The organism is Rhodococcus sp. FG69 (assembly GCF_057808915.1).
In genome coordinates, this window is sequence record NZ_JBMDIX010000052.1 from 1 (window position 1) to 11,543 (window position 11,543).

Here is an 11,543-nt window from a genome sequence, read left to right on the forward strand (position 1 = left end):
TCCATGCGGCGCATGGATGTCCACTCACACCGAGTTCCTACAGCAAGATTCCCGTTGACGAGGAACCCGTGTCATCCTTGGCGATAGCCGAATATGCGGCAACGAGAAGCGACGGGTCAGGACCTTCCAGTCGACCGGGCTTGGCAAGACCGTCGAGGACGACGAATCGGAGCATCCCTGCTCGATTCTTCTTGTCGGTCTGCATTCCCTTCAGCAGGTCGCCGAACGCATCTCCGTCGTAGCCGACGGGCAGGCCGACCAGTTCGAGGATCGAGCGGTGCCGGTCTGCTGTAGCGTCGTCGAGCCGACCGGCGAGTCTGCCGAGTTCTGCTGCGTAGACCAGTCCGACCGCCACGGCAGCTCCGTGACGCCACCGATAGCGCTCCCGGCGCTCGATGGCGTGACCGAGGGTATGCCCGTAGTTGAGAATCTCGCGAAGGTTCGACTCCTTCAGGTCGGCTGCGACTACCCGCGCCTTGACCTCGACGGACCGACGGATCAGCTCCGGCAGAACCGTGCCGGCGGGATCGAGCGCAGCCTCGGGATCTGCTTCGATCAGATCGAGTATCACCGGGTCCGCGATGAATCCAGTCTTGATGACCTCGGCGAGCCCCGCGACGATCTCGTTCCGCGGAACGGTCTCCAGCGTCGCCAGATCGATCAGAACTGCTGCCGGTTCGTGGAACGAGCCGACGAGGTTCTTGCCTGCCTCGGTGTTGATGCCGGTCTTTCCGCCGACGGCGGCGTCGACCATCGCGAGCAAGGTCGTCGGTACGTGCACGATCTTGACTCCGCGCATCCAGGTCGCGGCCACGAACCCCGCAAGATCCGTCGCAGCGCCGCCACCCAGGCTCACGATGGCATCGGAGCGAGTCAGACCGATTCGGCCCAGGACTTCCCAACAGAAGCCGGCTACGGCCAGTTCCTTACCGTCTTCGGCGTCGGGAATTTCGATGCGATGTGCGTCGATCCCCTGAGCTGCCAACGCCTCTCGGACTGCTTCGGCGGTCTCCGCCAGCGGCGGCTGGTGGAAGATCGCGACGGTGCGCACATCCGCGAGTTCGGCAACCAGGTCGGTCAACAGTCCCCTGCCGATGATCACCGGGTACGGCGCTGCCGACTCCACCATGACTCGTACTGGATCGGTCATCGGTTCATCTCATCCATTGGGGCTTCCTGCTTTCTCGTGGTAGTGCTTCAGCTTCGCGACGACCTGTCCGACCACGCGTGCCGGACTGCGACCGTCCGTTCGCACTCGGATCGTCGCGACCGAGCGGTACAACGGCCGACGGGTCCGCATCAGGTGCTGGTACTTGCCTCGAGGATCGGGCCCGGCAAGAAGCGGTCGGGACGAGTTGGCGCCCGTCCGCCTGAGCCCTTCGGCCACACTGATCTCCAGGTAGACGACCGGCAGTGGTGCCAACAGCGCTCGAGTTCGCTCGGACAGTATGGATCCGCCGCCCAGTGAGACCACACCGGTGTGGGTAGCCAGCGCTTCGGCGACGACCTGCTCCTCGATACTTCGAAAGGCCGGTTCACCGTCGTGCGAGAAGATGTCGGCGATCGTACGCCCGGTGCTCCGCTCGATCATCACATCGGTGTCGCACAATTCAAGTTCGAGAGCAGCGGCCACTCTGCGACCGATGGTGGACTTGCCTGCACCGGGCGGTCCGATCAGCACCGCGTACGGAGTCATCGCGGTGGTCGGGCGGCTGTGCCCTTCACGTAGTGATCGACGTTACTGGTCGTCTCCGCCAACGAATCGCCGCCGAACTTCTCCAATGCCGCCTGCGCCACCACGAGCGCCACCATCGTCTCGGCGACCACGCCCGCTGCCGGCACGGCACAGACATCCGAGCGCTGGTGGATTGCCACCGCTTCCTCGCCGGTCGTCATGTCCACGGTGGCCAACGCGCGCGGAACCGTCGAGATGGGCTTCATGGCTGCACGAACCCGTAGCGCTTCGCCGTTGGTCATGCCGCCTTCAAGTCCGCCTGCGCGGTTCGTCGAGCGCAGAATTCCGTCGGGACCAGGCTTGATCTCGTCGTGCGCTGCGCTTCCCCGTCGCCGAGCAGTCTCGAACCCGTCACCGACCTCGACGCCCTTGATGGCTTGAATTCCCATGAGCGCAGCGGCAAGTCGAGAATCGAGACGGCGCTCGCCACTGACGAACGATCCGAGTCCGACCGGCAGACCGTGCACGACGACTTCGACGATGCCGCCGAGGGTGTCGCCGTCACGCTTGGCCGACTCGATCTCGGCGATCATCGACTCTTCCGCCGACTTGTCGAACGCGCGCACCGGACTCGCATCGATGGCGTCGAGGTCATCGCCCGACGGCGGCGGACCGACGTACGGATCGGAGGCACCGATGGAGATCACGTGGGACACGACTTTGACACCGAACGCTTGCTCGAGGAACTGGCGCGCCACGGTACCGATCGCGACACGCGCTGCGGTCTCACGCGCGCTTGCCCGCTCGAGCACCGGGCGGGCGTCGTCGAAGCCGTATTTCAACATCCCCGAGTAGTCGGCGTGGCCCGGTCGCGGACGCGTCAGCGGAGAGTTGCGGGCGAGATCCGACAACACACTGTCGTCGACGGGGTCGGCCGACATGACCTGCTCCCACTTGGGCCATTCGGTATTGCCGACCTCGATGGCGATGGGCCCGCCCAACGTCAGTCCGTGTCGCACGCCGCCGGTGATGGTGACCTTGTCCGCTTCGAACTTCATCCTCGCGCCTCGGCCATAGCCGAGTCGTCGACGGGCGAGTTGGGTGGCAATGTCCTCGGAGGTCACCTCGACGCCCGCGACCATTCCTTCGAGGATGGACACGAGAGCAGGGCCGTGAGATTCTCCGGCAGTTATCCAGCGCAGCACGCGATCATCTTTTCACGTCGGGACGGCGGCCGATGCCAGCAGGGTCGCCGCGCACATCGACGGTCCGTGGGGCACAGTCGCGCTGGCCCGTCCGACTGCCATACACGCGACACCGACGACGCCCGTGAGCAGCGGTGCAATCAGGGCGGCGGCCACCCACGCGTCCGTGCCCGCCAATGCTGCGACTCCCCCCAACGTGAACGCGAGCTTCACATCGCCCGCACCGAATGCTGTAGGGAGACAGAGGTGTACTGCGAGATAGCAGAAGAACAGCAGGACCGCGCCCGACAGCGCCACGACAAACGCATCGATGACGTAGGAGTAGGCGAGAATGCACACGGCACCGATGCCGGTCAGCATGTTCGGGAGCCGGCGTGACACGACGTCGATCCAGCTCAGCCACACGCACCACATCGACAAGAGCACGACCGGCACATCGCCGTCGGTGAGCAGTGTCCACGCCACGTTCGTATCGTGACTCACCGTCCGATACCGCTACCGACGGAAACAGTGGTCAGATATTGCCCTGTGGATAGGTCCTGCCCTGTGGACACAGGTCACGAACCAGCGATCGCCGCTCGCATCTGGTCCTTCGGCGCCGGGCACCCAGTGAATTGTTCCACCTGTCCGAACGCCTGGTTGAGCAGCATCGCGAGCCCGGAGACGACCTGGCCGCCGCGGGCATGCACTGCGTCGGCAAGCGGGGTCGGCCACGGGTCGTAGATCGCGTCCAGGACGATCGGTGCGTGTGCGAGGGCGCTCGCCCAGGGTGCCGCACCGGCTGCAGGCACCGTACTGACGAGCACCGACGATCGTGCAGCGACGTCGGCGAGCGATGGGTCGTCCACCTGCAGAAACTCGGCGGCGAGCCCGACCGCCTCGGCGCATTCGAGTGTGTCTCGTGCTCGTTCGACGGACCGCGCGACGACGGTCACCGACGCCGCACCGAGACCCGCCAGCGCAATCAGCGCCGGGCGCGACGTTCCCCCGGCACCGACGACGGTCACCGCACTGCCCGAGAGATCGACGACTCCATTTTCGACGAGCGCACCGCTGACGCCGTCGACATCGGTGCAGTCCGCCCGCCACCCCCGCGTCGTCCGGACGAGGGTGTTCGCCGAACCCGCCAGAGTCGCGCGCTGGGTACGTTCGTCAGCGAACTCGAGTGCAGCAACCTTGCCCGGCATCGTGACCGAGAGACCGACCCAGTCCTGGCCGAGGCCACTGACGAGGTGGGGAAGCTGCTGTGCCGTGCACTCGATGCGCTCGTAAGTCCACCCGGTCAGCCCGAGAGCTGCGTAGGCGGCACGGTGCAGAAGCGGCGACTTGGAGTGCTGTATCGGGCTCCCGAGTACTGCTGCACGCACCGGTCAGCGACCACTCTCGAGGAAACCGTCTTCGACCTTGCCGATGTTGGCCAGGTGCTCGTCGTAATTGCGTGTGAAGAGTGTCTCGCCCGCCTGGTTGATGGTCACGAAGTACAACCAGTCACCATCTGCCGGAGCTTCGACTGCCTCGACTGCGGCAACGCTGGGAGAGGCGATCGGTGTCGCAGGAAGCCCCTCCATCGCGTAGGTGTTCCACGGGGTCACCGTGGCGCGATCCGCGTCGGTCGTCGCGACTTCGGTGGTGTCCAGCGAGTAGTTGACCGTCGAGTCGAATTCGAGCTTCTGGGGCTCGGCGAGACGATTGACGATAACTCGCGCAACCTTGCTGAAGTCAGCGGGCAAAGACTCTCGTTCGACCAACGATGCTGCGACCAGCGTCTCGTAGGGGTCGAGGCCCGAGTCCGCGCCCGCAGTCAGAATTCCGGTGTCCTCGTACGTCTGTGCGCTCTCCGATACCAGCTGTCGGAGTATGTCGCCCGCAGACGCGGTCGGGTCGATGTCCCAGCTCCCGGCCGCTATCAAACCTTCCAGCTGTCGATCGCGGTCGGGCACACCGCGCACGCGATCACTTGCCCAGTCCGGCACGCCGAGCGCGGAGGGGTCGTCCACTGCTCCGGCCGCGTTGAAATCCTCGTAGGAGATGCAGGTAGGCGTTCCGCTTCCGGTGGTGTCGATGCAGCTTGCTTCCGAAAGCAGCGTGTAGATGCCTTTCTTGACGGCGTCGGTGTTGACGTCACGCGCGTCGTGCAACTGTCTTCCTTCGGAGATGACGACGCTGCCCACTCGCGCTGACGGGTCGACGAGGGTGTCGACTGCCTGCGAGGCCGGAATGTTGCTCGGCAACAGGTAGTAGCCAGGTTGTACCGACGCTATGTCGGCGTTCTGGACAGCCGCCCCCATGAACGCGTCAGCGCTGGCCACCACGCCCTTCTCAACTGCTTCGACACCGATCTGCTGTGCCGTGTCACCCGGATGGACGCGCACGACCACGGAGTCACCCGGTGCCCCCGCCGCGAAATCGTCCGGCGCCACCGGGCCACCCGAGAGCCTGTCGAACACGAAGAAGCCTCCCCCGGCGACGATGAGAACGACGATCAGGCCCAGGACCACGCCGAGAACGCGCCCGCGCTTCTTTCGGCTGACAGCGGCGCGAGCCTGCCGCGTCTGCGCCCGGCTACGACCGACTTGTTCAGGCTGCGCACCGTGGACTGCTCGATGGAATTCGCTGCCCTCACCGGTTCGGTATCCGATCGGATCGGTGTGCGCCTCGTCCTCGTACTGTCTGTTGTTCACTCGCCGACCTCCGGGATGTGACCCTGCGCTTCCAGGTTCTGCTGTACTGCGAGGTTCTGCTGTTCGGCCAGGCGGGAGGACCGCTCGTCCAACCACCCTTGAAGGATGGCCACCGCGGCGGCCTGATCTATGACTCCACGTTGTGACTTCGCGCGGACGCCACTGTCTCGAAGCGCTCGCGTCGCGGTCACGGTGGTCAGTCTCTCGTCAGCCATTCGGATCGGGATACCCGGCACCTGCTTGGCGAGAGCGCGGGCGAAACCCGCAGCGGCGTCCACCGCTGAACCACTCTCGCCACGCAAGGTCCGGGGCAGACCGACGACGATCTCGACAGCGTCGTATTCCTCGACGATCGATGCCACACGCAGCACGTCCGGAGACCTGGAACCCTTCGCTTTGGCGCGCGGGACCGTTTCGACCGGGGTCGCGAGAATTCCACCGGGGTCGGACGATGCGACACCGATTCGGACGCTTCCGACGTCTATGCCGATCCTCCGGCCAGGTCCTGGATCGTCGGCGCCTGGCCGATCCGGGGCACGACCGATCGCGGGTCCATCTGCGGAATCGTTCACGATCAGGTTGTCGCCGCGTCGGCTATACGGGCCCGCACCGCGGTCATGGCCTCCGCGATCCCGTCCGGGTTGGAGCCCGACCCCTGTGCGGAGTCGCCCTTGCCGCCTCCCCGGCCGCCGATCGCGGGACCGAAGCTTGCCACCAGTTCGCCTGCCTTCACACCCGCGTCCTGCGCTGCCGTGTTGGCGGACACCACGAACGGAACCTTGCCGTCGACGGATCCGAACAACACGACGACCGCCGGGTCGTTACCCATCCGGCCACGGAGGTCGGAGGCGAGTCCTCGCAGTTCGTTTCCACCCACTCCGTCGGGAGCCGTGGCGATGACAGCACGAACACTGCCGATCCGCTCGGCTCGCCCGAGAAGGTCACCGGCAGAAGCCGACACCGATGCCGCCTTCACGGCCTCCAACTCCTTCTCCGCTTGCCGAAGCTTCTCCACGAGAGTCTCGATCCGCGCCGGAACCTCGTCGGTCGGCACCTTCAACGACGAAGCAACACCGGCCAGCAAGGCTCGTTCCTTCGCCAGGTAGCGGTACGAATCGAGCCCGACGAATGCCTCCACACGCCGAATCCCAGACCCCACCGAAGACTCACCCAGCAGGGTGACCGGACCGATCTGCGAGGAATGTTCGACGTGCGTACCACCGCACAGCTCCATCGAGAACGGTCCACCGATCTCGACGACGCGGACCTCGTCACCGTAGTTTTCGCCGAACAGCGCCATCGCGCCCATCGCCTTCGCGCTGTCGAGATCGGTGACGGACGTGTTGACTGCATAGTCGGCGCCGATGGCGTCGTTCGTCACAGCCTCGATGTCATTTCGCTGGGCATCGGACAACCCTCCCTGCCACGAAAAGTCGAAGCGCAGGTAGCCGGGCTTGTTCAGCGAACCGGCCTGGGTAGCGTTGGGTCCGAGCACTTGCCGCAGTGCGGCATGCACCATGTGGGTCCCCGAATGTCCCTGGGTCGCACCCTTGCGCCACGCCGGATCGACATCGACCCGCACGATGTCACCTTCGGTGAGCTGTCCCGACTCGACGGTGACCTTGTGCGTCCAGACCTTCTTCGCGATCTTCTGGACGTCGTTCACCTTCACTGCCAAACCAGGTGCCGTGATCGATCCGATGTCGGCGATCTGGCCACCCGACTCCGCATACAGCGGGCTCCGGTCGAGGATGACCTCCACGGACTCCCCCGCAGTTGCCGTCGGGACGCGGACGCCGCCGGAGATCAACGCGAGAACGGTGGCCTCGGAGGACAGTTCCTCGAAACCGGTGAACTCGGTCGCACCGCGATCGACGAAGTCCTTGTACACCGACAGATCGGTATGAGCGTGTTTGCGGCTGCGCGCATCGTCCTTCGCGCGCTGGCGTTGCTCCGCCATCAACGCGCGGAAACCGGCTTCGTCGACGGTCAGTCCCGCTTCGGATGCCATCTCGAGCGTCAGATCGATCGGGAAGCCGTAGGTGTCGTGCAGCGCGAAAGCGTCTGCGCCACGGATAGTCCGGCCGCCGGCGGACTTGACAGTCTCGGCCGTCGTGTCGAACAACTTCGATCCTGACGTCAGCGTCTTGAGGAAGGCAGCTTCCTCACCGACGGACACGTTGAGTATGCGATCGAATCCCGCCACCAACTCGGGGTAGGACTCGGCCATCGTGTCGCGGACGACGGTGATCAGCTGAGCCATGACCTGATCGGGCGCACCGAGTAGTCGTGCCGATCGGACGATGCGGCGGAGAAGTCGGCGCAGGACGTAGCCTCGACCATCGTTGCCGGGGTTCACACCGTCGGAGATCAGCAACGCAGCTGTTCGTGCATGGTCGGCGATGACACGGAATCGAACGTCGTCGTCGTGGTCGGTGCCGTAGCGCCGGCCGCTCAGTTCTTCGGCCTTGGCGATGACCGGCCGCACCAGGTCGGTCTCGTAGACGTTGTCGACACCCTGAAGCAAGAATGCGACACGTTCGACGCCCATGCCGGTGTCGATGTTCTGCTTCGGAAGCGGCCCCAGAATCTCGAAGTCGTCCTTGCTGATTCCCTGGCCACGCTCGTTCTGCATGAAGACGAGGTTCCAGATTTCGATATACCGGTCCTCGTCGGCCTCGGGGCCGCCATCGACGCCGAACTCGGGTCCGCGGTCGTAGTAGATCTCCGAACACGGACCACAGGGTCCGGGAATCCCCATCGACCAGTAGTTGTCGGCCATTCCTCGGCGCTGGATACGCTCGTCGGGAATTCCGGCGATTTCCTTCCACAATTCGATGGCTTCGTCGTCGTCCAGGTATGCGGTGACCCAGATCCGCTCCGGATCGAACCCGTAGCCGCCCGCGTCGACGCTTCCGGTGAGCAGGGCCCACGCGTGCGTGATCGCGTCACGCTTGAAGTAGTCGCCGAAGGAGAAATTGCCGGCCATCTGGAAGAAGGTGTTGTGTCGAGTCGTGATTCCGACGTTCTCGATATCCAGTGTGCGGACACACTTCTGAACGCTGGTAGCCCGCGCGAAGGGAGGGGTCTGCTGACCGAGGAAGTACGGAACGAACTGCACCATGCCCGCGTTGACGAACAGCAGGTTCGGGTCGTCGAGCACCAACGAGGCGCTTGGTACTTCGGTGTGCCCAGCTTTCACGAAGTGGTCGAGGAAACGCCTGCGGATGTCATGGGTCTGCACTGGTACAGGTTAACGCGCGCCGGCTACGCCTCGTGCAGTCCCCACGAACGGCGGCGATCCACGCTCAGCTACCCCGGACGATTCGACGGAGCTTGCCCACTCTGGGGCCGATCTCGCGTTCGACGCCGTGATCGGTCGGCACGTAGTAGTCGACGCCGATGAGTTCGTCGGGTGGATACTGCTGCCTCAGCACCCCACCTGGATCGTTGTGAGGGTACTTGTATCCGACAGCATTGCCGAGACCTTCGGCTCCCTTGTAGTGACCGTCGCGCAGGTGCGGTGGGACTGCACCTGACTTTCCCGCGGACACGTCGGCCATGGCTGCACCGAGAGCAGCGATGACGGCTCCGGATTTGGGCGCCGTCGCCAGGTGAATGGTCGCCTGCGCCAGTGCCAGCCGAGCTTCGGGCATACCGATCATCTGAACTGCGGTCGCCGCTGCGGTCGCGGTCTGCAGTGCTGTGGGATCTGCCATGCCGACGTCTTCGCTGGCGTGCACAACGAGCCGCCTGGCGATGAAACGAGGGTCCTCGCCCGCTGTGATCATGCGCGCCAGGTAGTGCAATGCGGCGTCGACGTCGGAGCCGCGGATCGACTTGATGAACGCACTGATCACGTCGTAGTGCTGGTCGCCGTCGCGGTCGTAGCGGACCGCTGCTTTGTCGACACTCGCTTCGACCGTCGCCAAGTCGAGTGTCGGTCCGGTTGCCGCTCCGGCGGCGGCTTCCAGTGCGGTCAGTGCGCGTCGGGCATCTCCGGCAGCGAGCCGCACCAGATGTTCCATCGCATCCTCGGCGATCGACACCGCACCGTCCAGGCCCCGAGGATCGTTGGCCGCGCGGGTGAGCAGAACTTCGATGTCCGCGGAGCTCAGGGGCTGCAGCTGCAACACGAGCGAACGAGACAGCAGCGGTGAGACCACCGAGAACGACGGGTTTTCGGTGGTCGCTGCGACCAGAAGAACGATCCGGTTCTCTACCGCGGCAAGTAGCGCATCCTGCTGTGTCTTGGAGAAACGGTGCACTTCGTCGATGAACAGCACGGTCTGCTCGCCTGCGGTGAGGCGTCGACGAGCCAGATCGATGACACCTCGCACCTCCTTCACCCCGGCCGACAGCGCCGAGAGCGCTTCGAACTTGCGTCCGGTGGCCCCGGAGATCAGCGATGCCAACGTCGTCTTGCCGGTTCCAGGAGGGCCGTAGAGCATCACCGAGGACGCACCCGAACCGTCCACGAGCCGTCGAAGTGGTGCACCAGGTGCCAATAGATGACTCTGCCCGACGACCTCGTCGAGCGTCGTCGGACGCATCCGCACCGCCAACGGGGCTTCCGGGCGAACATACGGACGCGAATGTGCCGCTGGTCCGTCACTGTCGGTCGAATCGTCGGTCGTGTTGTCGGGAGCGTCGAACAGGCCGTGCTCGTCTGCGTCTTCGTCGAATCCGGCTCCGAAACCTCTGCTCACAGGGTCAGTGTTCCCATTTCTTCTCCAGGGCCAGCACGACGCGCGCCGCGAATGCCGCGACGTCGGAATCCCCGGTTCGCGTGGCTTGATCTACCAGAACGGTCCACCTCGAGATGAGTGCATCCGAACGCGGAACGGACAGGTGATGGGCACGTGCCGCAGCGATGCGTGTGTGATTGTTCGGCAGGAACCAGTACGTGGTGAGCCACACCCAGATCAGCTGGGCGTCCAATATCTTGGTTGCCAGCACGGTGTCATCGGCGAGGTGCGGCCAGATTCCGACCACTTCGGAACGCCACGCGTCGATCATCGCTTGGGCGCGAGCGGCCGACAGGTCGAAATGACACAGACATCCGGGGAACGAAGCGAGGGCGTAGGTGATGTCCAGGGTGGCGTCCCGGAACCCGCCCCACTCGTAGTCGAGGAATCTCACGCCCTCTTCGTTGACGATGATGTTGTCCGGGCACAGATCCGATGGGCTGAACGCGCGGAATGCGCCGTGCGCAAACAGTCTCCCGCTGCGCGCGACGCGTTCGAGCAACGCATCGGGCATGTGGTCGACGCCGAGGTCGTCCGCAAGCATCCGAGGCACCACTGCCAGCGCGTCGGGGATCTGCGCCGAAATTCCGTCGGCCGAATCGGGGAGGCCCACCCGGCGCAACAGCGCCGCGAAATCGTCTTCTCGGCCGACCGTCGCGGCGTGCATTCGCCCGAGCGCCTGCGCCATCGCCATCAACGAATTGGTCACCGACGCCGCATCCGAGTGTTTCAGCAACGCGGTGATCGGACTCGCATCACCCAGGTCGCTGAGAACGAGCAATCGGGCTTTGAGATCGTAGGCAAGCAATTCCGGTCCTGGCCTGCTGTCGGTGGCCAGTGCGTTGGCGAACTGGTAGGACGCAGCCTCTCGAAGAAACGCGGACGGACCGCCGATCTCGGCACCCGGCGCCGACTCGTCGGTTGCGTCGCGTACCTGCTTGATCACCAGGGTCCGCGGAAGCTGGAACGGATTTTCCGACACGCGGACACGGAGAACGGTTGCCTGGCCACTTCCTCCGAGGTCGACGGGATCAACCAACGTGACGGGTGCGCCGGTTCGCCTGGTGAGTAGCAGCTGAGCGGCGGCTACTACCTCTGAGACAGGGTCTGCCAATGTTGCGGTCATCGGACTCCAAGGTACCCGGTAGGTACGACGGACTGGGCGGTGTCACCCACCATTTTCGGACCGAACTGGGGAAACGTAGATACCGATTTCGTCACGGCGGTGGGGACT

At 64.7% G+C, this 11,543-nt stretch carries 10 protein-coding genes; all 10 read right to left on the bottom strand.

What is annotated here, in order from left to right:
* Positions 1-37: 37 nt before the first annotated feature.
* Positions 38-1,150 carry a 3-dehydroquinate synthase gene (gene aroB / locus ACODSO_RS26785; protein ID WP_489039676.1) on the bottom strand — a complete coding sequence of 371 codons (1,113 nt, stop codon included), beginning with the start codon at positions 1,148-1,150 and terminating at the stop codon, positions 38-40.
* A 9-nt stretch (positions 1,151-1,159) separates the two neighbouring features.
* Entirely contained in the window at positions 1,160-1,696 is a 537-nt protein-coding gene (locus ACODSO_RS26790) for a shikimate kinase (protein WP_068376091.1), read from the bottom strand.
* Complete coding sequence (aroC, locus tag ACODSO_RS26795; protein ID WP_489039678.1) at positions 1,693-2,880, bottom strand: chorismate synthase; 1,188 nt, start codon at positions 2,878-2,880, stop codon at positions 1,693-1,695. The genes ACODSO_RS26790 and aroC overlap by 4 nt, the downstream gene beginning before the upstream one ends.
* A 12-nt stretch (positions 2,881-2,892) precedes the next feature.
* On the bottom strand, positions 2,893-3,345 hold the full coding sequence (locus tag ACODSO_RS26800) for a prepilin peptidase (protein ID WP_231912571.1): 453 nt from the start codon (positions 3,343-3,345) through the stop codon (positions 2,893-2,895).
* A 92-nt stretch (positions 3,346-3,437) separates the two neighbouring features.
* Positions 3,438-4,247, bottom strand: coding sequence for a shikimate dehydrogenase (locus ACODSO_RS26805; protein WP_068376087.1), 810 nt, complete (start codon positions 4,245-4,247; stop codon positions 3,438-3,440).
* A 3-nt stretch (positions 4,248-4,250) separates the two neighbouring features.
* Positions 4,251-5,561, bottom strand: coding sequence for an endolytic transglycosylase MltG (locus ACODSO_RS26810; RefSeq protein ID WP_068376085.1), 1,311 nt, complete (start codon positions 5,559-5,561; stop codon positions 4,251-4,253).
* Positions 5,558-6,133 carry a Holliday junction resolvase RuvX gene (ruvX, locus tag ACODSO_RS26815; protein ID WP_489039681.1) on the bottom strand — a complete coding sequence of 192 codons (576 nt, stop codon included), beginning with the start codon at positions 6,131-6,133 and terminating at the stop codon, positions 5,558-5,560. Before ruvX ends, ACODSO_RS26810 begins: the two co-directional genes overlap by 4 nt.
* A gap of 2 nt (positions 6,134-6,135) precedes the next feature.
* Complete coding sequence (gene alaS, locus ACODSO_RS26820) at positions 6,136-8,805, bottom strand: alanine--tRNA ligase (RefSeq protein ID WP_489039683.1); 2,670 nt, start codon at positions 8,803-8,805, stop codon at positions 6,136-6,138.
* Positions 8,806-8,869: 64 nt separating this feature from the next.
* Positions 8,870-10,270: a replication-associated recombination protein A gene (locus ACODSO_RS26825; RefSeq protein ID WP_489039685.1), complete on the bottom strand. Its 1,401-nt coding sequence runs from the start codon at positions 10,268-10,270 to the stop codon at positions 8,870-8,872.
* A gap of 4 nt (positions 10,271-10,274) precedes the next feature.
* Positions 10,275-11,435 carry a BUD32 family EKC/KEOPS complex subunit gene (locus ACODSO_RS26830; protein WP_489039687.1) on the bottom strand — a complete coding sequence of 387 codons (1,161 nt, stop codon included), beginning with the start codon at positions 11,433-11,435 and terminating at the stop codon, positions 10,275-10,277.
* Positions 11,436-11,543: the final 108 nt, after the last annotated feature.

Coding starts and splice junctions, on each gene's coding strand:
- aroB (WP_489039676.1), bottom strand. CDS start 1,150: ATGACCGATCCAGTACGAGTCATGGTGGAGTCGGCAGCGCCGTACCCG.
- ACODSO_RS26790 (WP_068376091.1), bottom strand. CDS start 1,696: ATGACTCCGTACGCGGTGCTGATCGGACCGCCCGGTGCAGGCAAGTCC.
- ACODSO_RS26830 (WP_489039687.1), bottom strand. CDS start 11,435: ATGACCGCAACATTGGCAGACCCTGTCTCAGAGGTAGTAGCCGCCGCT.